Origin of the sequence: Aeribacillus pallidus (genome assembly GCF_050478865.1) — a bacterium.
Classification (GTDB): Bacteria; Bacillota; Bacilli; order Bacillales; family JACDOC01; genus JACDOC01.
Genome location: NZ_JBCNBW010000034.1, coordinates 162,503 through 188,688, shown reverse-complemented (window position 1 = coordinate 188,688; position 26,186 = coordinate 162,503). Strand labels below are relative to the sequence as shown.

The 26,186-nt window shown below is 38.9% G+C and carries 27 protein-coding genes, 2 pseudogenes and 2 riboswitches; of the genes and pseudogenes, 2 read left to right on the top strand and 27 right to left on the bottom strand.

Features of this window, described 5'->3' with window-relative positions; genetic code table 11:
- Positions 1–5: 5 nt before the first annotated feature.
- Positions 6–587, bottom strand: a complete 582-nt coding sequence (locus ABES52_RS08495) for an ECF transporter S component (RefSeq protein ID WP_429650711.1) — start codon at positions 585–587, stop codon at positions 6–8.
- A 145-nt stretch (positions 588–732) separates the two neighbouring features.
- Positions 733–868, bottom strand: a riboswitch (FMN riboswitch).
- Between the two features lie 164 nt (positions 869–1,032).
- On the opposite strand from ABES52_RS08495, the gene ABES52_RS08490 reads away from it, so the two are divergent.
- Entirely contained in the window at positions 1,033–1,533 is a 501-nt protein-coding gene (locus ABES52_RS08490) for an inorganic diphosphatase (RefSeq protein WP_429650710.1), read from the top strand.
- A gap of 65 nt (positions 1,534–1,598) precedes the next feature.
- Here ABES52_RS08490 and ABES52_RS08485 read toward each other — a convergent pair.
- From ABES52_RS08485 to ABES52_RS08390, 20 genes and pseudogenes are all read right to left on the bottom strand, one after another.
- A pseudogene (locus tag ABES52_RS08485) lies at positions 1,599–1,928 on the bottom strand (transposase); the annotation flags it as partial.
- A gap of 27 nt (positions 1,929–1,955) precedes the next feature.
- Positions 1,956–2,030: pseudogene (locus ABES52_RS08480) on the bottom strand (hypothetical protein); the annotation flags it as partial.
- A gap of 158 nt (positions 2,031–2,188) precedes the next feature.
- Positions 2,189–2,878: a peptidoglycan DD-metalloendopeptidase family protein gene (locus ABES52_RS08475; protein WP_429650709.1), complete on the bottom strand. Its 690-nt coding sequence runs from the start codon at positions 2,876–2,878 to the stop codon at positions 2,189–2,191.
- Positions 2,879–2,995: 117 nt separating this feature from the next.
- On the bottom strand, positions 2,996–4,141 hold the full coding sequence (locus ABES52_RS08470) for an RsiX family anti-sigma factor (protein ID WP_429650708.1): 1,146 nt from the start codon (positions 4,139–4,141) through the stop codon (positions 2,996–2,998).
- A complete protein-coding gene (sigX, locus tag ABES52_RS08465) occupies positions 4,128–4,664 on the bottom strand; it encodes an RNA polymerase sigma factor SigX (protein WP_429650707.1) in 537 nt (178 codons plus the stop codon). The genes ABES52_RS08470 and sigX overlap by 14 nt, the downstream gene beginning before the upstream one ends.
- 98 nt (positions 4,665–4,762) lie before the next feature.
- A complete protein-coding gene (locus ABES52_RS08460) occupies positions 4,763–6,019 on the bottom strand; it encodes an ABC transporter ATP-binding protein (RefSeq protein ID WP_429650706.1) in 1,257 nt (418 codons plus the stop codon).
- A gap of 5 nt (positions 6,020–6,024) precedes the next feature.
- Positions 6,025–7,077: a FecCD family ABC transporter permease gene (locus tag ABES52_RS08455; protein WP_429650705.1), complete on the bottom strand. Its 1,053-nt coding sequence runs from the start codon at positions 7,075–7,077 to the stop codon at positions 6,025–6,027.
- Positions 7,043–7,993: an ABC transporter substrate-binding protein gene (locus tag ABES52_RS08450; RefSeq protein WP_429650704.1), complete on the bottom strand. Its 951-nt coding sequence runs from the start codon at positions 7,991–7,993 to the stop codon at positions 7,043–7,045. Before ABES52_RS08450 ends, ABES52_RS08455 begins: the two co-directional genes overlap by 35 nt.
- 126 nt (positions 7,994–8,119) lie before the next feature.
- Positions 8,120–8,304, bottom strand: a riboswitch (cobalamin riboswitch).
- Between the two features lie 181 nt (positions 8,305–8,485).
- On the bottom strand, positions 8,486–10,246 hold the full coding sequence (locus ABES52_RS08445; protein WP_429650703.1) for an ATP-binding protein: 1,761 nt from the start codon (positions 10,244–10,246) through the stop codon (positions 8,486–8,488).
- Positions 10,243–10,959 carry a response regulator transcription factor gene (locus tag ABES52_RS08440; protein WP_429650702.1) on the bottom strand — a complete coding sequence of 239 codons (717 nt, stop codon included), beginning with the start codon at positions 10,957–10,959 and terminating at the stop codon, positions 10,243–10,245. The genes ABES52_RS08445 and ABES52_RS08440 overlap by 4 nt, the downstream gene beginning before the upstream one ends.
- Before the next feature lie 68 nt (positions 10,960–11,027).
- The gene (ccsB, locus tag ABES52_RS08435) at positions 11,028–12,224 is read right to left on the bottom strand and encodes a c-type cytochrome biogenesis protein CcsB (protein WP_429650701.1); all 1,197 of its coding nucleotides are present in this window, start codon (positions 12,222–12,224) and stop codon (positions 11,028–11,030) included.
- A gap of 12 nt (positions 12,225–12,236) precedes the next feature.
- Positions 12,237–13,859: a cytochrome c biogenesis protein ResB gene (resB, locus tag ABES52_RS08430; RefSeq protein WP_429650700.1), complete on the bottom strand. Its 1,623-nt coding sequence runs from the start codon at positions 13,857–13,859 to the stop codon at positions 12,237–12,239.
- A 14-nt stretch (positions 13,860–13,873) separates the two neighbouring features.
- Positions 13,874–14,398: a thiol-disulfide oxidoreductase ResA gene (gene resA, locus ABES52_RS08425; RefSeq protein WP_429650699.1), complete on the bottom strand. Its 525-nt coding sequence runs from the start codon at positions 14,396–14,398 to the stop codon at positions 13,874–13,876.
- A 120-nt stretch (positions 14,399–14,518) separates the two neighbouring features.
- Entirely contained in the window at positions 14,519–15,250 is a 732-nt protein-coding gene (locus ABES52_RS08420) for a pseudouridine synthase (protein WP_429650698.1), read from the bottom strand.
- A gap of 194 nt (positions 15,251–15,444) precedes the next feature.
- Positions 15,445–15,975 (bottom strand): spore maturation protein, encoded by a 531-nt coding sequence (locus ABES52_RS08415; RefSeq protein WP_429650697.1) that lies wholly within the window; start codon positions 15,973–15,975, stop codon positions 15,445–15,447.
- 1 nt (position 15,976) lies between these two features.
- Complete coding sequence (locus ABES52_RS08410; protein ID WP_429650696.1) at positions 15,977–16,570, bottom strand: nucleoside recognition domain-containing protein; 594 nt, start codon at positions 16,568–16,570, stop codon at positions 15,977–15,979.
- Positions 16,563–17,708, bottom strand: coding sequence for a D-alanyl-D-alanine carboxypeptidase family protein (locus ABES52_RS08405; protein ID WP_488168057.1), 1,146 nt, complete (start codon positions 17,706–17,708; stop codon positions 16,563–16,565). The genes ABES52_RS08410 and ABES52_RS08405 overlap by 8 nt, the downstream gene beginning before the upstream one ends.
- A 120-nt stretch (positions 17,709–17,828) precedes the next feature.
- Positions 17,829–18,707, bottom strand: a complete 879-nt coding sequence (locus tag ABES52_RS08400) for a superoxide dismutase (protein WP_429650695.1) — start codon at positions 18,705–18,707, stop codon at positions 17,829–17,831.
- A gap of 115 nt (positions 18,708–18,822) precedes the next feature.
- Positions 18,823–19,413, bottom strand: coding sequence for an SMC-Scp complex subunit ScpB (gene scpB / locus ABES52_RS08395; RefSeq protein ID WP_429650694.1), 591 nt, complete (start codon positions 19,411–19,413; stop codon positions 18,823–18,825).
- On the bottom strand, positions 19,400–20,161 hold the full coding sequence (locus ABES52_RS08390) for a segregation/condensation protein A (RefSeq protein ID WP_429650693.1): 762 nt from the start codon (positions 20,159–20,161) through the stop codon (positions 19,400–19,402). Before ABES52_RS08390 ends, scpB begins: the two co-directional genes overlap by 14 nt.
- A gap of 176 nt (positions 20,162–20,337) precedes the next feature.
- Here ABES52_RS08390 and ABES52_RS08385 point away from each other — a divergent pair, with 176 nt between their 5' ends.
- Positions 20,338–20,859 carry a DUF309 domain-containing protein gene (locus ABES52_RS08385; RefSeq protein ID WP_429650692.1) on the top strand — a complete coding sequence of 174 codons (522 nt, stop codon included), beginning with the start codon at positions 20,338–20,340 and terminating at the stop codon, positions 20,857–20,859.
- A gap of 55 nt (positions 20,860–20,914) precedes the next feature.
- Here the strand turns inward: ABES52_RS08385 and ABES52_RS08380 are convergent, their stop codons facing one another.
- From ABES52_RS08380 to ABES52_RS08355, 6 genes are all read right to left on the bottom strand, one after another.
- Positions 20,915–21,268: a GNAT family N-acetyltransferase gene (locus ABES52_RS08380; protein WP_429650691.1), complete on the bottom strand. Its 354-nt coding sequence runs from the start codon at positions 21,266–21,268 to the stop codon at positions 20,915–20,917.
- 295 nt (positions 21,269–21,563) lie between these two features.
- Positions 21,564–22,886 carry a diaminopimelate decarboxylase gene (lysA, locus tag ABES52_RS08375; RefSeq protein WP_429650690.1) on the bottom strand — a complete coding sequence of 441 codons (1,323 nt, stop codon included), beginning with the start codon at positions 22,884–22,886 and terminating at the stop codon, positions 21,564–21,566.
- 88 nt (positions 22,887–22,974) lie between these two features.
- Positions 22,975–24,453 (bottom strand): spore germination protein, encoded by a 1,479-nt coding sequence (locus ABES52_RS08370; protein ID WP_429650689.1) that lies wholly within the window; start codon positions 24,451–24,453, stop codon positions 22,975–22,977.
- Positions 24,438–25,013 (bottom strand): stage V sporulation protein SpoVABEA, encoded by a 576-nt coding sequence (gene spoVAEA, locus ABES52_RS08365; RefSeq protein ID WP_429650688.1) that lies wholly within the window; start codon positions 25,011–25,013, stop codon positions 24,438–24,440. The genes ABES52_RS08370 and spoVAEA overlap by 16 nt, the downstream gene beginning before the upstream one ends.
- Positions 25,014–25,032: 19 nt before the next feature.
- A complete protein-coding gene (locus ABES52_RS08360; RefSeq protein ID WP_429650687.1) occupies positions 25,033–25,458 on the bottom strand; it encodes a stage V sporulation protein AB in 426 nt (141 codons plus the stop codon).
- On the bottom strand, positions 25,448–26,068 hold the full coding sequence (locus tag ABES52_RS08355) for a stage V sporulation protein AA (protein WP_429650686.1): 621 nt from the start codon (positions 26,066–26,068) through the stop codon (positions 25,448–25,450). Before ABES52_RS08355 ends, ABES52_RS08360 begins: the two co-directional genes overlap by 11 nt.
- Positions 26,069–26,186: the final 118 nt, after the last annotated feature.

Here is a 26,186-nt window from a genome sequence, read left to right as displayed (position 1 = left end):
TTTATTTAAGCTCCATGAATGACAGATTGTTTATTCAACCAATACTGGAGTCTAATAAATATTAATGTAAAAACGAACGTAATTAACAATCCTTTCACGACATTAAATGGAAAAATAGCTGATACAATAAATTGACGTGCTTCAGGTCCACTCATGGCCGGCATATTTAAAAAGAATGTATACGCAGGTAAAAAGACGAAATAGTTTAATATACTCATACTTACAGCCATTGAAAGTGTTCCTACTACAAGGGCTACCGTCATTCCACGTGTAGACTTCATGCGTTGATAAATATAATAGGTAGGTAAAATGAAAAAGATTCCTGCCGTAAAATTCGCCGCATGCCCAATTGGAATTCCTGTTTCACTTCCTGTGATAAAATAGTCCAAAATATTTTTGATGAGCTCGATGATGATTCCTGCCAAAGGACCGAACAAAATGGCTCCGACAAGCGCAGGGATGTCACTAAAATCGACTAATAAAAACGTCGGAAAACCTGGGAATGGAAAATTGAGCATCATCAAAACATAAGCGATGCTACTCAACATTCCAATAGATACAAATCTTTTGAGTCTTCCATTATTCATTTGTTTCCTCTCTCCTTTTTGTGATTCATCGTACGACAAGAAGAAAGGTTTTGCCTTCATGCATGAAAAAACCCTCAAGACACGCTTGAGGGAGAATTGTAGGCATACTGAAATAAACGTTTTTAAAAACGCATGTTGGCAATACCTTCATCTTCTCCCATCCAGACTATACTGTCGGCTTTGGAATCGCACCAAATCCTGCCCAATGAAGGGCTCGCGGGCTTAGAAGGAACTCCTTCATCACCGCCGGTCGGGAATTTCACCCTGCCCCGAAGATGAATCATATTTTTTTCGTTTATTATACTGTAATAATCTTTTGAAAGAAAGTCAAATATTTTGATTTCAAGATATTATAAAAAACGAACCATATAGAATAATCGTTTGATACTTATATGTAGTTCGAATATAATAAAAAGGCATACATACAATTAAAGGAGGAACGAATATGGCTTTCGAAAACAAAGTCGTTGAAGCATTTATCGAAATTCCTACTGGTAGCCAAAATAAATACGAATTTGACAAAGAGCGTGGTGTGTTTAAGTTAGACCGCGTTTTATTCTCACCTATGTTTTATCCAGCTGAATACGGCTACTTAGAAAATACGCTTGCCCTTGATGGCGATCCACTAGACATTTTAGTCATCACAACAAACCCAACATTTCCAGGATGCGTCATTGATACGCGCGTCATCGGTTATTTAAACATGGTAGATAGCGGAGAAGAAGACGCAAAATTAATTGGTGTTCCTGTTGAGGATCCACGCTTTGATGAAATTCGATCTATCGAAGATTTACCACAACATAAATTAAGAGAAATTGCTCACTTCTTTGAACGATATAAAGACTTACAAGGTAAGAAAACAGAAATTGGTACGTGGGAAGGCCCAGAAGCTGCAGCAAAATTAATCGACGAGTGCCTTGCTCGCTACGAAGAAAGCAAGAAATAATATATAAAAAAGAGGGACAACTTTGCACATAACCCTGTCAAGTAGACAATGAAAAAAAGAGTATATTAAGCTGCGGTCTTTTCTCGGTATTCAATCGGGGAAAGGCCGTTGAATTTTTCTTGGAATCGATCTTTATTGTAAAAATCTATATACTCCATAATCCCCTATATGCTTGATCGATTGTTTTAGGACGCACTAAATTCAATTTCTAGGTCTTTAAATGTGAGAAGAAACTTTCAATACAGGCATTATCAAGGCAGTTTCCTCTTCGGGAATGGCTTCCTCCTTTACTTGTTTCTCATACGCCTTAGTTTTGTATATTGGAATCCTTGATCTAAATGAATGAGTGCTTTTTTAGTAAATGGTTTTCCCTTTAATTGCTTCAAGGTGTCCAACGACTCATTGTTTTTTACTTTCTTTACCCACTCAGCAATTTGAGCATCGCTCTTGATCCCAAATTGTTCACGAAGCTGACGATAAGACCAGCCCTCCTCCAACTTCAAACGAACTACTTCACGTTTTATATGATGTATAAGTTTGTCCCTTTTTTGCCATAGAAAAATCCCCTCCCAAAAAGACTATTAAGAACATCATACCATGCTCTCTTTTTTTAATGTCTACCTGTAGGGGTTAAGACCACTTTCCCTCTTCTTTTTTATTTTCTTATTTCCAACGTTTGACCAGCCACGATCAAGTGAGGATTCGAAAGTTCGTTCCACTGTTGTAAATGTTCAATGGAGACCCCATTGATTTTTGCAATTTGATACAACGTATCGCCAGGCTGGATCGTATAAGTAATCACTTTATGTACCTGAGAGACTTCCATGGTTTGATATGGGTCGTGTACTAACGCAAAAACGTATTCCCCAATACCGCCTTTTCCGTAAATAACAAACGGATCGATGGCGTTTACTTTCTCTATCGTCCATGCCCCTTGATGAATTTCAAAATGTAAATGGACACCTGACGAATGACCAGTGGAGCCCATTTTTCCAATCAGTTGTCCTTGCTGTACTTGGTCTCCCTCATTCACAAGTCTTTTTTGTAAATGAGCATAGACGGTTTCAAAGCCGTTTGGGTGTTGTAAAAAAATAACATTCCCGTACGATGAAGAATAATAAGAACGTATGACTTTCCCTTTATCAACGGCAAATACATTCGTTCCGAGCCTACCACCTATGTCGATTCCTTTATGAGTTCCGTCTCGAGTACCAAACGTATCGGTAATAATACCATCTGTTGGAAACACCCAATGAGATAGTTCCGCTCCTTTGGCCGGACTTGGAGACAACATAATCATCCAACCAAAAAATATAATATAGAACCGCCTAAAATAATAATCCAATGTCATTCTCTCCTAACTTATTGGAATGAAACTTTTTACATCTGTTATCGTTTGCAGGCGAAAAAAATTTATTCATACAACAAAAAAGTGCTTAACCAAGAATGATTAAACACTTTTTTAACGATTACCGTTATTATTTTGTGAGGCTTCCAGATGTAAAGCAATCCCATTCGGTGCCTTAGGAACGGCTACTGGCTCTCGAAATTGAAATTTATCCCAACTCTTTGGAGTAATATTTTCGAATGAAACAAATTGATAGCCAAATTGTTTCGCTGCGAGTAAAAGGGATTCAATCATATGAATGGCGTTGGCGTAAGGTAGAATCGCTAAATCAACTTTCGGTTGAAAAATCAATGATATTGTATTTTTGTCGATTGGTTGAATCTTTATTTGAACATGTTCTGGTAACGTCGGCTGTAAATTGGCGCGTGGGGCATGCTTCATTGCTTGAATGACCGATTGCAAGGAAGAATAATCCCCTTTCATTGGGACCAGATAACTTTTTCGACCTAATTGATAAATATAGTAAGAACTTTTTTGGTTATTATTAATAGAAAATTGCTGTTCAATCGACTCCCCTTGTGCCTCGTCGGTAACGACCTCTGCGTAACGAATGTTCGAATCAGCAAAAGTATAGTTCAATGATTCATATATTGGTTGAACATCGATTACTTGTCGATCCGTTAATGAACCTACTTTCATGTGTAATTGGACCTTTTCACTTTCTGGTTGCTTAAAAGATATCAATTCACTTGAATACAACGGTTGAAATCCTAGTTCCTCTTCAGGAATTTTCTTTGCTAATATTTGAAATTGTTGAAACCAAGAGCTCTCGTTCGATCCAATGATACTGATTGGAACGACGAGTTGGTCCGGAGTAAGTAGACCAAAGGTGAAAATGGTTTGGCTATCATCATAAATGGACTTGACTGGCTCTTCCATCGCCATAATCGAAAATTTTTTGCCTTCCATCTCTTCAGAAACAGTTTGTTCAAAAGATATACTCTCAGCACCGTCTTCACTAATATTATAGTGAGGGTCATTTTGTACTAGGATATTCCACGTCACAAAACAAAGAACAAGTACAGCAACAACCGCAAAGGAAGGAATGAGATAAAAACGTTTCGTTGGACTTATTTGAGGTTCCTGCCTTCTTTTTTGAATTTCGTCATATACCTCTTCTTTTGTTCGATGGTCGGAAATAGAAGGGAACGATTGGAGTATTTCTTTCATTTGTTGTTCGTACTCTTCATGTCGTTTCATTTGTTTCCGACCCTCCCTTCATAGCCATTATGTGTTTTTTTAATGCTTTTAATGCACGGTGTTGCGTCGTTTTTACTTTACTTTCCGTCCAGCCAAGTGCTTCAGCGGTTTCTTGAATCGATAATTCTTGAATGAAACGCATAATAATCACCATTTGTTGGTCTGTCGTACACCTTTGTAAACATTCAAACATCAGTTGAATTTCTTCTTTTTGTATAGCAATTTCTTCAGGCATGGGTGCGTCGCTTATCACTAACTGTTTCTTCCAATCAAAAAAATCAACAATACGTTCTTTCCATCCTTTTTGTTTTCGAAAGTAATCAATCGCCACATTTTTCGCAATCGAATATAACCAAGTTTTCTCAGAACTCCTCCCTTGGAAATGATATTGGGCTTTTAATACTCGTATATAAACCTCTTGAACTAAGTCTTCGGCAAGTTCTCTATTTTTAACCATATAAAATAAAAATTGAAATACATCTTGGTGGTACTTGTCATACAATTTTTCAAAAAAGGAGTCCATATAAAATATCCTCCTGTCAATAAATTAGTCGTACCTTCAATAAAAAAAGTTACAAACTCACTATATCCCGTTTTAAAGAAAAAAGGAAGGAGATTTTTTTATCTCTTTCCTTTATTTAAAAACGTAAATATCGATTGTCGAATACGGTCAAATTGTATTTCATTCATTTGCGAAGAAGATTCACAAGTACCTATTAATATCGTTATTTTACTATTTAATTTAGGGAAAATTGGTGCAAGTTCTTCATAACAACGAGTATAAACATCAATAAGTTGGAGAGATGAAAATCTTTGGTTAATATGGAAATATAAAGTGACATGGCTCTCATATTTTTGATGGAATAACCCATATACGTTTACATCTTGTGAAGTATATACCTCTTCAATTCGTGTAAGAGAAGGGGCAACCGCGTAATTCTTTTCTTCCACCTCTTCTTTAGTTACCCCATCATACCAACCATCAAACGTAACCTGATTGCATTTACCAAATAACCGTACTGGGCGGGAAAAATCAATTCCTTTTTCATTGAAATGAACTTTTATTTTGCCAAAAAACGAGCTACTCGGAACGAAAGGCTGTAGCTGCATGGTACTTTTCGATTCATGTGGAAGGAGATGAAACGTAAGACCATAAAGGGACGACAATTGCTGTTCATGTATTCGATCCATCCGAACGATCTGTCGTTCACACGTTCCTTCTTTCATCATAATGAGCTGATCGCAAAACATAAGTGCTAAGTTTACATCATGGAACACAGAAACGACTGTGAGTTTTTGTTGATCAACAAGCGAGCGTAAGTAGGCTAACAGTTGAATTTGATGCGAAATATCTAAATGATTCGTCGGCTCATCTAACAGTAGAAGTTCCGCTTCTTGAGCAAGAGCCCGAGCAAGAAACACCCGTTGTCTTTCGCCGCCACTTAATTGCACGACAGGAACTTGCGCGAAGTGATCCACTTGCGTTTGTTGCATCGCCTGTTGGACTACTTGTTCATCCTTTGACGTCCATTTCGGAAACATTCCTTTTTGATGAGCATACCTTCCAAAGGAAACAGTCTCCTTAACGGTATAGGAAAACGATAATTCCATATGTTGAGGTAAAACGGCTACTTTTCTTGCAAATTCCTTTGGTGAAAAATCATGAATATGTTTTCCGTTAATCCAAATATCCCCTTGTTGTAACGACAAAGATCGATTCATCAATTTTAACAACGTCGATTTTCCACTACCGTTCGGCCCAATAATACCGACCATTTCGAATCGTTCTATCGATAAATTAATGGCGTTTATTAACGGCGTGTTTTCGTCATACCGAAAAGAAACATTTTCTAGGGAAATAAAAGGTTGTTTGGCCATCTGTCTCACATCCCTTTTCTTCTACGTCGGAAAAAAATAAATGTAAATATAGGGGCTCCGATAAAGGACGTTACGACTCCGATTGGTAATTCACGTGGTTCGATTATCGTACGCGAAAACAAATCAGCGATCACCAGAAAAGCACCGCCATAAAAAAGAGAATGCGGTAGCAACCAGCGGTGATTACTTCCAATGAATAGACGAACCATATGCGGAATGACGAGTCCGACAAAACCGATTGTCCCACTAACCGCTACACTTGCTCCAGTTAAAATTGACGCCCCTAATAGGAGCATTTTCTTCCTTTGCTCCGTATCCACCCCAAGATGCTTTGCTACTTCTTCACCGAATGTAAACGCATTCAACTCGCGAATGTTGAAAAAAATTAGAAGTGCTCCGATTAAAAAAAACGGTAGGAGAAGATAGACAAATTCCCACCCTCTCATCGCCACACTCCCCATCAACCATGTAATTATTTGGCGAAGCTCTTCCCCAGATAGGGCAACGAAGAGGGTAATCACAGCCCCTAAAAAGGATGAAAAAATAATACCTGTTAAAATGAGTGTTTCTACTCGTAAATGGTGATCGATCGCTTTTGCAAACCGTAATACGAGCCATAATGTAAGTAAAGCAAACGCAATACTAACAAACGGTAAGGTTAACCCATTAATGATTGGAAATTGCCATTGAAAAAAAATCACTAAGACGGCACCGACGGACGCACCAGAAGAGACACCTAACGTATAAGGATCTGCCAGTGGGTTTTTTAACAGTCCTTGAAAGGCTGCCCCAGCTAATGATAGTGATGCACCCACTAAAAAGGCTAATACCACTCGTGGCAAACGTACGTTCCAAATAACATTTTTCATCACATCGGTTACGCCATCTGGTAAAGGGACAGCCAACCATTTATGTAAGAAGATTTGACCAATAATAGAAAAGGGAATCGACAGCGCCCCTGCCGATACCCCCAATGCTATACATCCAATCGCAATAACAATAGCTAAGACAGTTTGTATTTTTTTATTTAAATTGATCTGGATAAATGGCTTTTGCAAGCTCCTCGACCCCTTCAATAATTCGTGGCCCCGGACGGGATAATAAATCAGCCTGTACATCATAGACGGCTTTATTTTTAACCGCTTTTACGTCTTGCCAACCTTCGCGGGATAGCACTTGTTCAATCGCATTGTCCACATAATAACCATATGTCGTAATAATTACATCCGGATTATACGAAATGGCTGCTTCTTCAGTAATGAGTGGCCAGCCTTCTTGTTCAACGGCGTTTTTCGCCCCTAACATTTCAATCGCTTCATCAATGTATGTACCTTTTCCGGCTGAATAAAGCTCCGGCTGTGGCGAAATTTCTATCCAAACCACTTTCGGTTCTCCGTTATCCATTTGAGCCACTTGATCTTTTAGTTCGTTTAAGCGATTTGTGAGGTCACTAACAACTGTCTCTGCTTGTTCCTGTTGTCCCGTTAAATTTCCGACTTGAACGATTGTATCAAAAATACCTTGAATACTTTTTGCTTCAGGAACAACAAATACCGGAACACCTGCATCTTGTAATTGTTTTACAAGTGTATCTTCTTGGTGATTGCGTGAACCATGGTCTAACACTAAATCCGGTTCAAGAGACAAGATTTTTTCAACATCAAATTCCATTCCACCAACTTTTTCTTTATTCAACACATCTTCTGGATAATTATCCCAATCAGATACACCAACAACTGCATCCCCTAAACCAATGGCATATAAAATTTCTGTATTGCTCGGAATAAGCGATACGATTCGTTCCGGTTGTTTATCTAATTGCACTTCATTCCCTAACGCATCCGTCACTACAGGTAATGATTGTGTCTCCTCTGATGTTACTTCATTTGTTGGTGTTGATCCTTCTTGATTACAACCAGACAACACCAACAACAGCATGAGCATGAGAGCTGCTAACTGTTTCCACCATTTCATAGTCCTTACCCCTTCCTCATTTTTGTAGGGTTGAAAAAAGCCCATCCAAAATCGGATGAGCTAAAACGGACATCATGAAAAAAATCACTTCACGGTCCGTTTCAAAAGCTCAACCCCCGAAGCTTTGAAACTTAGAACGAGATGGCAGGTCTACTGACTTAGGTTTCTTCCTAAGCAAGCCCTTCCCATGCTATAAATCTAGCACAGTGGTATGCTCGCTTCGTCCACCTTTACAGTTGCGGGGACAGTTTCGGATTTTCACCGAATTCCCTATTAAGTCCAAATGGGACACCATCTGTTCTTTCAGTTCATATTAGGTCGTATTTTTAATACAATCCTCTTAATATGTTACAAAAATATTAATATTTAGACAAGAAGTTTTTTTCAATCAAGTTATCTATCTTGGTTTCTCATGAAACAAAATTATTCATCAAAATGTACCTCTGTTTGACAATCAATGACACCGTAGGGTTGTACACAAGACGCCCAAATTTACGTGTCTGATGGATTAATCCATGGTAAGAAAAAGGTAAAGGTTGTACCATGGCCAACTTTACTTTGAACCGAAATATATCCTTTATGCGATTCGACAATATTTTTGGCAATTGCTAACCCTAATCCCGTTCCAGAACGGCCTCTAGTACGCGCTTTATCTGCTTTATAAAAACGCTCAAAAACAAACGGTAAGTCTTCTTCTGGAATCCCAGAACCTGAGTCTTGAATATGAACGGTTAATCCTTTTTCATCCAAATTTTGAATCACTTTGACAAAGCCACCATTCGGAGTATGGCGCAGGGCGTTATCAATTAAATTTGTTAATACTTGTTCAATGCGATCAGGATCCATAAAAAATGGATGAGTGTCACTATTTGATTGAAACGATAGTTCAACCTCTTTCTCCTTTGCAATCCCTTGAAACTTATTCGTTACTCTCTCGATAAAAGAAGTGACCTCTACTTGTTCGATGTTTAGTGACTGGTGACCGGCCTCCATACGGGCAAGGTCCAGTAAATCATTGACTAATCGTCCCATCCGTAATGATTCATCATAAATAATTTTAGCAATTTCTTTTTTCTCTTCTTCTGTTTCTGCGATATCGTCAACGATAGCTTCACTATACCCTTGCAGCATCGAAATCGGCGTACGAAGCTCATGGGAGACGTTAGCGATAAAGTCTTTTCTCAATTTATCGAGACGACGTTCTTCCGTCATATCTCGTACGACGGTCACGGCCCCCCGAATTGAGTCTTTATTATACAATGGACTCACTATAATCACATACGAACGCCCTTGAACAGTAATTTCTCCAGTTTGCTCTTGTTCGGTTTTGACCATTTTTTTAAATAGTTCTTTCAATTTTGAAGGAATTTCTTTTTGATTCTCGTCTCCTTTTTCAAAATACCAATTTTGTAAAAACCGTTCTGCTGGTGGATTGGAAACTTGAATATCCCCATCCCGATTTAACGTAATAACTCCATCAGCCATGCTGCTTAAAATACTAGCTAGTTGTTCTTTTTCTTGATTTAAGGCATTAATATGAAACTTCAATTGTCGGCCCATTTGATTAAAGGCCGTAGCTAGCTCCCCAATTTCATCATGGGTTAAAATCGGAACTTTCGTATCGAATTTCCCTCTAGAGACAGCAAACGCTGCCTCTTTCATTTTTCGTAAAGGGGCGGTAATTCGTGTCGATAAGAAAAAGGCAAAAATCGTTGTTAAAAAAATTGCGATACCAGCGGCAAGCAAAATTAAATTGGTTGTTTGTTTGGACGTCTCTTTCAACACTTGCAGCGATTGAAAGACATAAATCATCCCACGATTTGTTGGCAACTGAAACGGCACAGAAATCACTAAAAGATTTTCATAGCGATTTTGCGAACTAGATAAAGAAAGTTCTTGTTTGGAAGCTTCAGCGCCATCGTTCCACGACGACCGAATAAATTCAGTGACAGCCCTTTTTTCTTCTAGCGACATGTTCGGAGAATAAATTGTTTCATCGTCATACAAAACGATAACTTTCGTATTTTCGTCTATGAGTTCCCACGAAATATTCAATCCTGTCTCTAATTCGTCATGCTCTTCTAATATTTTCGCTATTTTTTTTGCTGTGCCGGTTAAATTCTTTTCAATGACAGTAACATGATAATTTTCAAAAAACTCTAGTAGTAAAATCGTTAAAATGAATAAAACGAAAGAGACGAGCAATAAAATCGTCCCCCACAGCTTGCCGACGACACTACGCCATAGTCTCATTCATTCACAACCTCGAATTTATAACCGACGCCCCAAACGGTCACGATCATTTTCGCAGCATGTTCCGACACGCGATTCAGTTTTTCGCGAAGACGTTTTACATGCGTATCTACGGTCCGTAAGTCACCGAAAAATTCATAGTGCCACACTTCTTTCAGCAATTGTTCACGATCAAATACTTTATCTGGAGATTTGGCTAAGAAATAAAGTAATTCGTATTCTTTCGGTGTTAAATTCACTTCATTTCCATCCGCTGTTACCCGATGGGCATCGTTATCAATCGTTAAATGTGGATAAACGATGATGTCTTTTGTTTTCGTATCTGTTTTTAAATATTGAGTAGTAGAAGAACGTCTTAACAACGCCTTTACGCGTAACACAACCTCCCGCGGACTGAACGGTTTGACAATATAATCATCAGTTCCGACTTCAAACCCTTGCACACGGTTCGCTTCTTCCCCTTTCGCCGTTAACATGATAACAGGTGTCGCTTTTTTCTCACGTAGGAGTTTACAAACTTCAATCCCGTCCTTCCCAGGCATCATTAAGTCAAGTAAAATACAATCATAGTCATTATTTAACGCTAATTCGAGCGCTATATCGCCATCTTCTGCCTCTTCGATCACATAGTTTTCTCGTTCTAAATACATTTTCAACAAACGACGAATTCTTTCCTCATCATCTACCACTAAAATTTTTGTTTGTTTTTCCATAGAACATCCCCCTACTCTTTTGTATCTAAATATGATTTGAAAAAAACCTTCACAAAATACGTGAAGGTTTATGCACCAGCATACGAGTGAAGACCAGCTATTACTAAGTTTACGGCTACAAGGTTAAACATAATGATTGCAAACCCAATCACTGCAAGCCAAGCCGATTTTTCCCCATGCCATCCTTTTGATAAGCGTAAGTGTAAAAATGCTGCATAAAATAACCATGTAATAAGCGCCCAAACTTCTTTCGGGTCCCACCCCCAAAAGCGTGTCCATGCAATTTGAGCCCAAATCATTGCGAAAATGAGGGCCCCTAGTGTAAACACAGGAAATCCGATTAAAACGGAACGATAGCTTATTTCATCTACTAAATCTAAGTTAACATTTTTTGTTAACGGCTGCAATAAATGGGCGACTCGCTTCCGAGAAAGCAGTCGAATAAGTAGATAAATGATTGCTCCACCTAACAGGGACCAAATAACGGTATTTAGCTTTTTCGCATTAATGATAGCTGGAACTTCGACTAATGGCTCCATTCGATCAGGGATTGTTAATTCCCATTCATTCGGACCAACAAGCGCTGGTAAATGATATTCAAATACCTTTGCTTCGCCGTTTTTATCGATCCAATTAAACGTCGCTTCATATTTAGTGGCGGAGAAATACGTAGAAACAAGGACGAATCCTAACACTGCGATTAAACTAAAAAGTACGACTTCGAGCCATGTTGTTTGTTTACTACTCTTCGATTGGTCCACTGCTTTAATTAAATAAATTAGACCTGCCGCAAAACTAATCGCTAAAATCGCTTCCCCTAATGCAGCTGTGGTTACGTGAATATGTAACCAATCACTTTGAAGCGCTGGAATTAATGGACTAATTTCGCGCGGAAACATGCTGGCATAGGCAATTACTAAAATAGCAATCGGTAAGGCGAATAGTCCGAGAACCGTCGTCCGATATATAAAGTAAATGACAATGAACGCTAATACTAACATCATTCCGAAAAATGTCGTGAATTCGAATAAATTACTGACTGGCGCATGACCTGATGCTATCCAGCGAGTAATAAAATAGCCAGTTTGTGCAATAAAACCAATGATCGTTAACGTAATACCTATTGTTGCCCAGCGATTTTTGGCTGGTTTCTCTTCCATTCGGCTTTTGGAACGAATAGAGCCACCAAAAAATAACGTGGCCACTAAATAAATAATAAAGGCCGTATATAACAAGTTGGAACTTAAAGTTACAAGATCAGCCACTTCAATGCCTCCTTACGAGTTGTTTTGTATTTTTTGATCGATCAATGGAGGGAAAGATACTTGTTTAAACATACTTTCCATCTCTCTTTTTAAGCCATGCCAGTTTTTATTCGTATGAGCGGCAAGTAAAATTTCCCCGTTTTTCCGTTGAACCCATAAGCGGCGATGATTCCAGTAGGACCCTTGAATGAGTCCAATCATAAATATCGTCCCACCAAGTCCTAATATCCATAAAGTTAAGTCTTTACGGACGATAAGTGCCGATAAGTTCTTCATTTCAATCCCTGCAAAACTCATTTTATACAAATTTTCTCCAAGTGGCTCTAACGTTTCTTGAATAGCTACAAAACTAATTTCACCGTCTGGTTTTTCCGGTGAGTGCATTTTAAACAAAAAGGCTGGGTTATTTGGATTTGGTGATTTCGTTTGCGGTTCACCATTTTCTGCAAAACCGGAAAAGTCAGGGTAATAACCGATTAATTCCACTTCGTAACCATTTCCTAAATCGTATACTTCTTGTGGGTTAAATAAATCAATCGTAATCGTTCCGAACGATTCTCCCGTTTGTTTGTTCGTTAAATTAAACGTCATGCTTTGTAATTCGTTCAAACGATAGTCCACTTGGTAAAGAGCATATCCGTTAAACTTTAACGGTTCGTTCACGCGAATCGCTTGTTCCTTTACTTTCTCTAATGAAGGTTGATCTGGGTTGGAAGAATCCTTGACTTTGTAAAGCTCGACATTCGTTTGATATGTTTTCGCAATAACTCCGACCCGATCAATCGCTTGTTGAAACACATCCGGATCTTTTTCTTTATCATACACTTCTAAAATAAACTGATTGTTTTTTAAATAGTATTCTCCTTGGGTTCCAGGAATTTGTTTCGTTTCGCCCTCTTTAATCCACAGTACCTCGTCTACATACATACCTGGAACGAAACGCAACATCGCCCCGATTAAAAAGACAATCAATCCGATATGGTTCACATAAGGACCCCAACGAGAAAAGCGACCTTTTTCGGCAAATATATTGCCGTTTTCTTTTCTTACGTGATACCGTTTTTCTTTTAGGAGCTTTTCTAATTGTTCCATTGCTACATCTACATTTTCGACTTTCCCTTGACTAAATAATCGTTGACGTCGCATAAAACTTTCATGTCGAGTCACTCGCTGATTTTTGAGCGCTCGATGTAGTGGAATCACACGGTCCAAACTACAAATAACGAGCGAAACCCCAATTAATGCAATTAAAAGTAAATACCACCAAGAACCGTACAAGTTGTGAAACCCTAGTTTGTAATACAGGGTTCCAAACCAACCGTATTCTTGAGCATAAAATTGGGCTGGCGTCATCGTTTTTGGAATGTACATCTCCTGTGGTAAAATCGTTCCAATAATGGAGGCCAATAAGGTAATGACAATAAGCCAAACCCCTACTTTAACAGAGGAGAAAAAATTCCATATTTTATCAATAATTGTTTTATTGTAAGTTTGTGAACGGCGGGCACTTCCTTCATATCGCATATCATGAAGCTCATTTTTTTCCGCTTCTTCGGCCAATGCTTTCCCGCACGCTTCACATAATACCGTACCAATTGGATTGACATGACCGCATTCACATTTGATTTCATTCATGGTTGTACACCTTCTTATGGTTTAATCGTTTCCATGTATCGTATAACATCTTGTTCTGACATTGTACCTGTAATTACTTCGACGACTTTACCGTTTTTATCGATCAAAAACGTTGTCGGTAAAGGGATGACACCGTATCGGTCCAATACTTTTTTATCTTTATCAACAAGAATTGGAAATTCCAGTTGATGTTTTTCTACAAATTTATTAATTGTAAAAGCCGATTCACCGACATTGATAGCTAAAATTTCTACACCTAAATCTTTATACTTTTTGTATTGATTGTTCATATAAGGCATTTCTTTTTCACACGGTTTACACCAAGTCCCCCAAAAGTTTAAAAAGACCCCTTGTCCTTTAAAATCTGATAGTTGATAGCTATTACCTTCTAAGTCTTGTAAAACAAAGTCAGGGGCTTGATCACCTTTTTCAACAATCGCTTGATCTTCTTTAGACATGTTCGCATATAACGTGTATATCACAACTGCTGCAAGAAGAGCTAGTATGATGGTCCGAATCATCAGGCGCTGTTTTTTCATAAAAAAATCCTCCTACTCTTCAAAGCCAATCGTACTTTTTCCCCACTCTATTATATCATTGTATCAAAATGAGACTGGCTCCACACTTTTGAATGTTATGTGACAATTCAAACAGGTTCCTCATAAGATGGAACCTGTTTCTGCAAGCGTTCGTAATTGTTTGACTTCATGTGGGGTAAGTTCACGAAACTCCCCAGCGTTTAACCCTTTTAACGTTAGAAATGCAAATCGTTCACGTTTTAACTTTTGCACTGGATACCCGATGGCGTCAAACATCCGACGAACGAGTCGGTTACGACCTTCATGAACCGTAATTTCAATGATTGCTTTTTGTTTCCGTTTATCAAAAGATTTCATTTTTACTTTTGCCGGAGCAGTCATCCCGTCTTCTAAACGAATTCCCTTCTCCAATTGTTTTAACACATGTTTTGGTGGAATTCCTTTGACCCTGGCAATGTATGTTTTTTCAATTTCATAGCGCGGATGCATCATTAAATTCGCAAATTCGCCATCGTTCGTCAATAAAATGAGACCAGATGTATCATAATCTAGTCGACCGACTGGATAAATGCGCTGTGGAACTTCAGTAAAGAAATCCGTAACGACCTTTCGTCCTTTTTCATCTTTCACAGCAGAAATGACTCCTCGCGGCTTGTATAAAAGATAATACACTTTTTCTTCACGCTCTACTGGAATTCCATTAACTTCGATTTTGTCGTCGGAACTTACCTTCGTACCGAGCTCCCGAACTACTTCTCCGTTAACTTTTACTTTCCCCTCTTTTATGAGTTGTTCCGCTTTTCGACGTGACGCAATCCCGGCATGGGCAATAACTTTTTGTAAACGTTCCATCATACCACTCCTTTTTCTCGTTGTTGTTTATGTACCCGAACCACTCTCTACCTTAATGCATTATTACACAAGTTCGAATAAAACGAAAGTGATTGTAACACTACAAAATTGGAATTGCAATCATTTATCCACATACAATGATGCCCTTCTTTATTTTGCCCATAAAAATAGAGCTGAACAAGTGTCAGCTCTATTTATCCAAAAACAAGTGTTACGACGACAATCGCGGCAATAATTCCAACCAAATCAGCCAGCAACCCAACTTTTAACGCATCGCCCATTTTTTTAATTCCGACTGCTCCGAAATAAACCGTTAATACGTAGAGGGTCGTATCCGTACTCCCTTGTAGTGTCGAAGCAATTCGACCGATGAACGAATCAGGTCCATACGTAGCAATAAGGTCACTCATCATTCCTAAAGCGGCTGTTCCAGAAATTGGTCGGATAATAGCTAACGGAACTATTTCCGCAGGAACACCAATAGCCGATAAAACCGGTTGGAGGAGTTGAACAAAAAAATCGAGGGCTCCCGAAACCCGAAAAACAGAAATCGCTACTAACATGCCTACTAAATAAGGAATGATGGAAACAGCAATTTTAATTCCCTCTTTTCCACCTTCGACGAACGCTTCATACGTCGGTACTTTTTTGAAAGTCCCGTATAACAAAATAAAGCCGACTAGAAAAGGGATAAGCATGAGGGAAAAGGTTGAAAACAACACCATCTTATTCTCCCCCTTTTTGTTTTCTGCGATAGTAAAAATATCGGTCAATCAAAATAGCTGCGATCGTCGAACATAAGGTGGCCACAATTGTTGTACCAACAATTTCCGTAGGGGATGCTGAATGATAATTTAATCGAATCGCAATAACGGTTGTTGGTATGAGCGTCAAACTAGATGTGTTAATGGCTAAAAACGTAATCATGGATCGACTGGCTGAATCGCGATTTCCATTTAATCGTTTTAGTTGTTCCATTGCTTTAATTCCAAACGGTGTCGCCGCGTTACCTAATCCAAACATATTCGCTACCATATTGGACAAAATATACCCCATGGCCGGATGATTTTCTGGTACATCTGGAAAAAGTCGTTTGACGATGGGAAAAAACAAACGCGTAAGCCGTTCTAATAAGCCTGCCTCTTGAGCGATCTTCATTACCCCAAGCCAAAATACAAGGATGCTTAACAAGCCGATACACAAAGTGACCGCTTCATTTGCTGATTGAAAAATCGCTTGATTGACTTCCTCTAATTTTTCGTTGATCACCGCAAAGACCATGCCAATAAAAAACATGGCGACCCAGATGATATTAATCATCGTTGTTCACACCTAAATAGGCAGTAAATAACCGCTTAAATAAGGAAATCCAAGACGACGAATCATATATTAAAGAATCGTCAAAATAAATAGGGGTTTTATAAATCATTTCCTCTCCTAAGTAAACAATCGCTTTTCCCACAATGTCCGGTGGATGATTTCCCCAATTCTCCTTAGGTTTTAAGACTTTGTATTCTACACGAACAGCTTCTTTTTCCTCTTCCGTTAGCGGGTATTCGATTCGATGGTCGAGATACACTTTATTTTTGTAAAATTTTTGATCAATCGCTTTAATAGTGCCTTCTTCCAAAATTCCCACCATGTTATATTGTTTAAATCCATATTCAAACATGGTAATATGGTCGTTCCAGTCGTCTGAAGCATTTAACGTCACCGCAATTAAATTCTCCCCATCTTTTGATGCTGTTGTAACGAGCGTTCGGTGAGCCCGTTTCGTATAACCAGTTTTTCCGCCCGTACAGTATTCATACAGCTCCGTTAACAAACGGTTTTTGTTCCTCCATTTTCTCTCCCAATCATGTTCAGGGTCCGGTGCGTAATACACTTTCGTCCCAGAAATTTCCCGGAACGTTTCGTTATGCATGGCATATCGCATCAGTAAGGCCATATCATAAGCGGTTGAATAATGGTCTTCATGGTCATCCAGCCCATGGGGATTCGCAAAATGGGTATTAGTCATCCCGATTCTGGCAGCTTTTTCGTTCATTAAAAAGACAAACCCTTCGACACTCCCGCCGACGTGTTCCGCTATCGCCACGGCAGCATCGTTTCCAGAACGTAACATTAATCCATATACTAAATCGAGCAGTTTGATTTTTTCACCTTTTTTTAAATAAATTGAGGATCCTTCCGTATGTTCGGCGCGTTCACTGACCGTGACCATCTCATCGAGTTTATTCGATTCAATTGCTAAAATGGCCGTCATAATTTTCGTGATACTCGCAATTCGTTTCCGCTCATGAGCCTCTTTTTCGAATAAAATTCTCCCGCTATCTTGTTCCATTAAAATCGCACTATCTGCACTTAATGAAAGATTATCGTCGGCGTAGACGCTGGAACAAAAAAGGAAAACGAAACTTCCAATCATATATACAAGCATACGCATTGTTTTCCTCATGATTCCTCTCCTCTTCTTCGTCCGTCTTTGTACAATTGTATGCTTGTACCGTTTCGTTATGAATGAATTTATTTACCCGTCGTTGACACAAAACAGCCTCCTTTAAGATCAAGGAGGCTGTTAATACGGTTTCCATTTTAAAGTCTTGGCTTTTTGAAATCGTTGTTCAACATCGTTCCAATTGACGACGTTCCACCAATTATTAACGTATGTTTGTCGGTCATTCTTATATTGTAAGTAATACGCATGCTCCCACACATCTAACACTAGTAGTGGAATGGTATCCCACTGCGTAAGGTTCATATGTCTTTCTGACTGTAATATTTCTAAATGCCTTGATCTTGGGGACCATACAAGAAGTGCCCAACCGACTCCTTCCACTTGATTGGCCGCTTCGGTAAATTGCTTCTTAAAAGATGCGAAACTTCCAAAATAGGACTCTATCGTCCTTGCAAGATCCCCCTTAGGCTTGCCTCCACCTTCTGGGGACATATTTTCCCAAAAGATCGTGTGTAAATAGTGCCCCGAACCGTGGAACGCTAATTCACGTTCCCAATGCTTAACGAGTGAAAAATCTCCTGTTTTTCGAGCTTCTTGTAATTTCTGTTCCGCTTTATTCAATCCATCAACGTAGGATTGATGATGCTTATCATGATGCAAGCGCATAATTTCTTCTGAAATATAAGGTTCTAAACTGTTATAAGGATATGGTAATTGGGGCAATTGGTGTTGGCCCGGTGGAACGACGTAGGTGGTTACCCAAACGGCCCCATTTGATTGTTGACGAATCCATTCGTCGATCTGCCCGGCTTTTTGTTGAAGTTGAAATAGCTGATTTTTTGGTAGTGTTTCTGGTGAACGTACCTGTACCAACAAATGTTCTAACTCTTTTATGTTCGTTTGCAACCATCCATGGTTAATGTTTTCGTCGTGAGTCCATTGTTTTATTTCTTGCACCCACTGTTTAAGTTTTTCTACATACTCAGATGCTTCCCTCATTTTCCTCCCCCCTTTTTATTCCCTTTATCTTATGGTCAGGGGGAAGGAAATATTCGTTAAGACGACCTATTGAAGAGCGGAAAATTCGTTTCGATGAGGTTCATTGCAAAAAGCGTTATTCGTCTTGAAGCGTTTCTTGAAACTTTTCAAAAAACAAGTCGGCTTCCTCTTGAACAAATTCTTCTTCCAATTCTTCCGGTAATGGCGGAAGTTCATCTAAGTCTTTTAAACCAAAACAATCTAGAAATTCCTTTGTAGTACCATAAAGAATAGCACGACCGGTTCCTTCCGACCGTCCAACTTCTTTTATAAGCCCTTTTGACAACAGAGTTTGTATCGGGCGTTCTGTGCGCACTCCGCGTATGTCTTCAATCTCCATACGGGTGATCGGTTGCTTATATGCAATAATCGCCAATGTTTCTAAAGCTGCCTGAGATAAAGACGAATGGCTCGCTTCTGCCACTAATTTTTTTAAATATACCGCGTTTTCTTTTTTTGTTACGAGCTGATAAACCCCGGCCATTTCAACGAGTTGAATTCCTCGGTTACGGTCGTTTTCATAATCCATTTGTAGTTGTTGAATAATATCAAGCGCTTGGTATGATTCAATTTCCAGTACATCACATACTTGTTTTAATGTTAGTCCTTCATCACCTGCAGCAAATAATAAACTTTCTAAGATGCCTTTCCAATTAATGATGTCCAACGGTTGTCGCTCCTCCTTTTGCCATAATTACTATTTCTGCAAAATTCGTTTGTTGCTCGACCAAAATTTCGTTCCGTTTCATTAATTCGAGGATTGCTAAAAACGTCACTACGATATGTTCTCGTTCATGAGACGGGAACAGTTCTTCAAAATAAAACGCTCGATTAGACGAAATAATTTTTTCACGAATTTCGTCCATGCGCTGTTCAATCGAAATTTCTTCGCGGGCAATTTTTGTTGAGAGTGGTTTTTGCAATTTTTTACGACGTAACAATTTATGAAAAGCTCCTAACATATCATACACGGTCACCTGCAAGTCCGCCCCGCAAGCTTCAATCTCTTGACTATAATCCGATAAATCGGATGGCGGTTTCGTAAAGATTTGTCCCCGTTCACGTTCCCGCTCCTTTAATTCTTTCGCAGCTTCTTTATACTTTTTATATTCGATGAGCCGTTCTACGAGCTCTTCACGTGGGTCTTCTTCGACTACGTCTTCCAGTTCTTCATTCATCTCTTCATGCTGGGGTAACAGCATTTTACTTTTAATGGCCAATAAAGTCGCTGCCATCACTAAATATTCACTGGCAACATCCAACTCTAATTCTTGCATGGTTCGAATGTACAGCAAGTATTGTTCAGTAATCTCTGCCATCGGGATATCATATATATCTATTTCAAAGCGATTAATTAAATGTAATAATAAATCTAACGGCCCTTCAAAGGCATCCAGTTTCACGTTATACTCCATGTTCATCACCAATCTATTGTCCCTATAATACTAAAACTCATTATAAGTATAGAGGATTGATATAAGATGTCCAACAACTAATTTTCAAAACTAACGAAAGTTTTTTCATCATGGTAATAAAACTTTTCGATATAATACACTCAACCAGTAAGAAATGTAAAAAAGGAGAATATTTTATGGTTCCTGAGCCGTTTATTGAATATCTAATACATTTTCATGGCGACCGTGATTATTTTGAATGCCACGAAGTGCTAGAAGAATATTGGAAAGAACAAAAAGGGTCAAAAACTTCTATCTGGGTTGGTTTTATTCAACTAGCGGTTGGCCAATATCACTATCGACGTAACAATGTTAAAGGGGCTAAACGAATGTTTCTAAACTCCTTACACATTTTTCGTCAACACCGCGCCATCATTAGGTCACTTGGAATCTCCCCTGATCAACTCGAGCAACTTGTCAATAAATTGTTATTACGGTTACAAAAAGGGCTTCCTTATGAAAGCATTAACCTACCGATTGTAGAACCAAGCATAGAAGGGGTATGTATCGAAGAATGTAAAAAACGAAAACTTATATGGCAAACGCCTAGCGATTTATCAAATACGTACCTTATCCATCGGCATTCCTTGCGCGATCGTCAAGATGTCGTTGAAGCTCGTCTAGAATCTTTACAAAAGAAAAGACGAAAAAAACAATAAGCACAACCAGACGTACTGGATGTGCTTATTGTTTGCATATGTAAACAGCCATTCGTTATTCGTTTTCTCCGTCACACTTCTCAAAAAAAGATGCCGTATATGCATTCGGTTGTACAGAATAATTTTGATACATTTGTTTGATGGCTTTTACCATACTAGTTCCTATTCCTTCATCCCGATATGAAGGGTTCACAGAAATATGCTGAATTTCAACTACTTGATCACGGACGATAACACCAATAAGACCAATAATATCATCATCGTTTTTCCATAAAAATAATTGCCATTTATCGTCTGTTTCGTATTGTTTAATCGTTTGTTGAAGCCTCTTTAAGTCTTTTTCATTCGGCATGAATGAAAGTAGACCCATAGCAATTTTTTCAAATGCTTTTTTGTAACGAACTAACATACATGTATCCCTCATCATTTTATTTTTCCCAGATTCAACCAAAAACTTTGATGCTTTCCCCAAATATATTACTAAATTCGCTTCTCTTTATCAACTTTCCTCATTTACCGGCAAAAAATATCCAATAAATACCACCCCAAACAAGCGTCATCGCTAAAAGAAAGAAAAAGAGAACACGATTGCTTTTTTCCATTTTTTCACCTTCTTAAAACATTCTCAATCAGTATTATGAAAAAATTTATTCCATCCTTCAAGTCAATCGTTATCAAAAAAGGCTAGATGACCTCTAGCCTTTTTACCGAGTTTTTAATTTGGAAGGGAGGGGAACATCTAATTGAATTAAATCTTCGTATGATTCTCGTTTGACGACGAGCATATGTTCACCATTTTCTACAAACACGACCGCTGGACGAGGAATACGGTTGTAATTATTCGCCATCGCATACCCGTACGCCCCTGTGCAAAAAACAGCTAATAGATCTTGCTCGTTTACTTTTGGTAAAGGGAGGTCCCATATTAACATGTCACCAGATTCACAGCATTTCCCAGCAATAGATACCGTTTCTTCAATAGGGTCGAGCACTCGATTGGCGAGTACAGCTTCGTACTTTGCATCATACAACGCCGGACGAATATTATCACTCATTCCTCCGTCAACGGCAATGTATTTCCGAATTTGGGGAACTTCTTTTGAAGCTCCAATTGTATATAACGTCGACCCTGCGTCTCCCACGAGAGAACGTCCAGGTTCAATCCAAATTTCTGGCATTGGAAGCCCGTGCTTCTTCGTTTGTTGTTTCACTTCTTCGATAATTTCTTCGACATATTGATGGGCTGGAATCGGGTCGTCTTCAGCTGTATACCGAATACCAAAGCCTCCCCCTAAATTAAGCACTTCCGGTACAAACCCGAATTGATTTTTCCATTCGGCTAATTGATCAATGATTTTTCGAGCAGCTAAAATAAATCCTGTCGTTTCAAAAATTTGTGACCCAATATGACAATGAACTCCAAGAAGATGGAACTTCTCCTCTTCAAGCGCAATTTGTAATGCTTGTTCGGCTTGTCCGTTTTGCAAGTCGAAGCCAAATTTGGAATCCTCTTGACCTGTTAAAATGTAATCATGGGTATGCGCTTCAATGCCTGGGGTTACCCGTAGTAAAATTTTTGTTTCAACATTTAATTCATCACACAAAGATTTCAATAAACGTAGCTCATAAAAATTATCTACGACAATACAACCAATTTTGTGAGATAGAGCCATTCGTAATTCCGCTTCACTTTTATTGTTTCCATGAAAATGTATTTTTTCTGTCGGGAATTGGGCCGCAATGGCCGTATACAATTCTCCTCCAGATACGACATCTAAGGACAATCCTTCTTCCTCAACGAGCTGTAACATGGCAATAGAAGAAAACGCCTTACTCGCATAAGCCACTTGTGCTTTGACACCTAGCTTTTCAAATGTTTCTTTAAAACTTTTCGCCCGTTCACGAATCAAAGCAACATCATAAACATATAAAGGTGTCCCATACGCTTTTGCTAATTCGACGGTGTCAACTCCTCCAATTTCTAGATGACCTTTCTCGTTTACTTTTGCCGTTCCATACAAATGCATGTCCTCTTCCCTTCTTCCGTTCAATCTCTTTTTGTTAAAAAACTAATAATTGAAACAAATTTAACACAAACCGTATCATCATGCAATATTATGAATGTTTTGGTTGTTTAAACCGATTTCTCGGCTGCACAATGCTTGGGCGCACTTTGGAGCCAGGAACGGATTGTCGAACGAGTATTTGAAAAAATGCCATAGGATGAAAAGGAATAAACGGCCACAAATAAGGGGTATTTAGTGATCGTATGGAAGCAAGTAAAATAATGGCTAAAGTGACTCCTATGACAAAACCTGGGACTTTAAAAAAAGCAACCGAAAATAATAGCCCTAATCGGACTAATTTATTGGCGATACTTAATTCATAGCTTGGTGTGGCAAATGTTCCAATAGCCGCAATAGAAATGTATAAAATGACTTCTGGGACAAATAATCCGACATCAATTGCGATTTCACCGATTAAAACGGCGGCAATTAAGCCCATTGCAGTGGATAAAGGTGTCGGCGTATGAATCGCTGCAATTCGTAAAAAATCAACCCCTAAGTCGGCGATTAATAACTGAGCGAACACCGGAATGTTAGACTCTTCATTGGGACCGATAAACGCTAGTTGTTTCGGAAGCAGGGAAGGATCTAACACAAACAAATACCATAATGGGAGAAGGAGGATGGATAGCGATATGCCAATGAATCGTGCCCATCGAACAAACGTCCCTACAGCTGGTGATTGACGATATTCTTCCACATGTTGGACATGATGAAAAAATGTCGTGGGCGTAATAATAACACTCGGAGATGTATCAACAAAGATGAGCACATGCCCTTCAAGTAAATGAGTCGCACCTACGTCTGCCCGTTCGGTATAGCGAACAAGCGGATAAGGGTTATACCCTTGTTTAACTAAAAACTCTTCAATCGTCTTGTCTGCCATCGTAATTCCGTCGATTTGAATCGATTGAATTTCCTTTTTAATCGTTTGAATTAAGTCAGGATTGGCCACATCTTCTATATAGGCGATGGCGACATCGGTTTTCGAACGTTCCCCAATTTTAAAAATTTCAAACCGTAAGCGTTCATCCCGTATTCGTCGTCTAGTTAAGGCAGTATTCACAATAATACTTTCTACGTATCCATCACGGGAACCCCGAACGACTTTTTCAGTATCTGGCTCTTCCGGTTGGCGACCAGGATAGCTACGAACATCAACGATAATTGCTTCATCGGACCCTTCGATGACAATCCCCAACAATCCGGAAAGAACTTGATCGACCAATTCGTCTAACGTTTTCACCGTTTGTATCGATTGATGAACAATTCGGTTTTCAATAATTTTATATAGTTGGGAAGATAATTTTTCTGAATCGTTTACTTTAATTAGTTCATGAATTACCTCAGTCATAATTTTGGTGTCACATAATCCGTTCACATAATAAAAATGAACATCTTTCCGGAGTACCTTAATTTTTCGAACCCCTAAATCGAAACTCACTCCTAATCCGATGCGGTCTTCCATAAATTTTTTCACGAGTTCAACGTTTTCTGGTATTGGTAATTTTTTTAGCTGTTGCTCCATTGGTTGCCACTCCTTTCTAAAATGAGGTTGACGGCTTTTTTTGTGATTGGAGCACCTTTTTTATAATCATCTATATGTCCCATTTTGCCAATATCTCCAATTCCAACAACAATGGGAATATTTAAGCGGTCTAAACAGTAAACAGTATCCCCATTTAATCTCCCCAATTCCACTTCTTCAAATCCATCTTTATCAACCCCATATGGTGTAATGTCTCCGTCCCGGTTAACACACACATCTACTTTCGTCCACTCCATTTGTGAAGATTTCGATGCCACCGCAATCACCCCTAACACGTCAATCCGTTGATCTTTCGCTACGTGAATTAGCGCTTGTTCGCCTCTTCCTTCCCCTATATAACCACAATCGTCAAACATGACAAAAACAGGGTCATAGGGGGTCTGAAGGATTAGGTGAACGATTTCTTCACCGGTTAATAATGTAGGATTCCCTTGCGATTGGGAGATACAGCGACCACCAATTTGATGCGCCACTTGTTCGATGGCACGGTGTGCGTACTCATCTCCATCAGTTACTATAATGACGCGCTTTTTTTTCATTGGGGCATGTCCTTTCTACTCATAAAGTTTTGACAAAAAACATCCACTGAAAGAGGGAACCGAACATTTTACCGAGCACGATAGCCATTAATAAGATTAACAATCGCTCCTCCACACCGATTCGCTTCGCCAAAATCGGTAACACGTTTAACGCTTCTGTTAACCCCGCCGCTAACATACCAATAAAGACACCATTTCCTAAGCCAAGCGGAATTAACGTCCAGGAAGGAAGATGAAAATGGAACATCCACAAGCTAGAGATACTTCCCGAAATCGCTCCTAAAATTACGGCCCCTTCATACACGTGGATAAACTTGCTTGTTTTCGTCAGCTGTGTTAACCGAGGGATGATACTCAGAACCGTTAAAAATGCGACAAATCCAGCACCAACGGCTAAACCACCTGCAAAACCGATGAAGGCAATGATAAGAATCTTAATGGTCATCTTTTGTTCGCACACTTTCTTTGTTTTCATGGATAATTAAATATTGATCTAAATCTTGTTGATAATTAAACATTTCTACTTCCAACGGACTAGGTTCTTCATTCAAACGTTTACGAAAGATATGATTAAAAAATAATATCATCCCTAACCCAAGTCCGAACGAATACGGAATTTGCAAAATAAGTGGATATTCGTTTTTCTCTCCCGTCATAAGTTCATATAAGCGGATATGAACGTTCCTCATGCTGACGTCTTCATGAAAATTCATCACCGCTAAACTAGAACCAATGAACAAAAGACACCAGACAAGAACGAATAAAGGAATGGACATTTTTCGACGGTGCTGCTTGACTTCTACGATTGTTTGAGATGGCCCAATTAATTGAACCTCTAAATTCGGATTCCACTCCTTTATCTGGCGGACGACTTGAATGCCATCAATTATGACAAAGTTTTTATCTTTTTTTGTAATTTCGTATACACACATGTGTTGAAGGGGCTTTATCATCTCTTTTGGTGCCACAATATACGAGATATCTTTTAGGTATACTTTCGCATCAGGAGGCACAAAAATTTTATGACGAAGTCGTAAATCCACGGATGTCACCACTAGTTCCCACCTTCGTCTATAGAGTATTTATTTAGTAGTATCACGCAACTTGTTTTTTTCATGATAGGGAAAAATTTCATGCCTTCACTTTCTCTTCTGTAAAATCGTTTTACTTATG

Coding starts and splice junctions, on each gene's coding strand:
- ABES52_RS08495 (WP_429650711.1), bottom strand. CDS start 587: ATGAATAATGGAAGACTCAAAAGATTTGTATCTATTGGAATGTTGAGT.
- ABES52_RS08490 (WP_429650710.1), top strand. CDS start 1,033: ATGGCTTTCGAAAACAAAGTCGTTGAAGCATTTATCGAAATTCCTACT.
- ABES52_RS08470 (WP_429650708.1), bottom strand. CDS start 4,141: ATGAAACGACATGAAGAGTACGAACAACAAATGAAAGAAATACTCCAA.
- sigX (WP_429650707.1), bottom strand. CDS start 4,664: ATGGACTCCTTTTTTGAAAAATTGTATGACAAGTACCACCAAGATGTA.
- ABES52_RS08460 (WP_429650706.1), bottom strand. CDS start 6,019: ATGGCCAAACAACCTTTTATTTCCCTAGAAAATGTTTCTTTTCGGTAT.
- ABES52_RS08450 (WP_429650704.1), bottom strand. CDS start 7,993: ATGAAATGGTGGAAACAGTTAGCAGCTCTCATGCTCATGCTGTTGTTG.
- ABES52_RS08445 (WP_429650703.1), bottom strand. CDS start 10,246: ATGAGACTATGGCGTAGTGTCGTCGGCAAGCTGTGGGGGACGATTTTA.
- ABES52_RS08440 (WP_429650702.1), bottom strand. CDS start 10,959: ATGGAAAAACAAACAAAAATTTTAGTGGTAGATGATGAGGAAAGAATT.
- resB (WP_429650700.1), bottom strand. CDS start 13,859: ATGAATGAAATCAAATGTGAATGCGGTCATGTCAATCCAATTGGTACG.
- resA (WP_429650699.1), bottom strand. CDS start 14,398: ATGAAAAAACAGCGCCTGATGATTCGGACCATCATACTAGCTCTTCTT.
- ABES52_RS08420 (WP_429650698.1), bottom strand. CDS start 15,250: ATGGAACGTTTACAAAAAGTTATTGCCCATGCCGGGATTGCGTCACGT.
- ABES52_RS08415 (WP_429650697.1), bottom strand. CDS start 15,975: ATGGTGTTGTTTTCAACCTTTTCCCTCATGCTTATCCCTTTTCTAGTC.
- ABES52_RS08410 (WP_429650696.1), bottom strand. CDS start 16,570: ATGATTAATATCATCTGGGTCGCCATGTTTTTTATTGGCATGGTCTTT.
- ABES52_RS08405 (WP_488168057.1), bottom strand. CDS start 17,708: ATGAGGAAAACAATGCGTATGCTTGTATATATGATTGGAAGTTTCGTT.
- ABES52_RS08400 (WP_429650695.1), bottom strand. CDS start 18,707: ATGAGGGAAGCATCTGAGTATGTAGAAAAACTTAAACAGTGGGTGCAA.
- ABES52_RS08390 (WP_429650693.1), bottom strand. CDS start 20,161: ATGGAGTATAACGTGAAACTGGATGCCTTTGAAGGGCCGTTAGATTTA.
- ABES52_RS08385 (WP_429650692.1), top strand. CDS start 20,338: ATGGTTCCTGAGCCGTTTATTGAATATCTAATACATTTTCATGGCGAC.
- ABES52_RS08380 (WP_429650691.1), bottom strand. CDS start 21,268: ATGTTAGTTCGTTACAAAAAAGCATTTGAAAAAATTGCTATGGGTCTA.
- lysA (WP_429650690.1), bottom strand. CDS start 22,886: ATGCATTTGTATGGAACGGCAAAAGTAAACGAGAAAGGTCATCTAGAA.
- ABES52_RS08370 (WP_429650689.1), bottom strand. CDS start 24,453: ATGGAGCAACAGCTAAAAAAATTACCAATACCAGAAAACGTTGAACTC.
- spoVAEA (WP_429650688.1), bottom strand. CDS start 25,013: ATGAAAAAAAAGCGCGTCATTATAGTAACTGATGGAGATGAGTACGCA.
- ABES52_RS08360 (WP_429650687.1), bottom strand. CDS start 25,458: ATGACCATTAAGATTCTTATCATTGCCTTCATCGGTTTTGCAGGTGGT.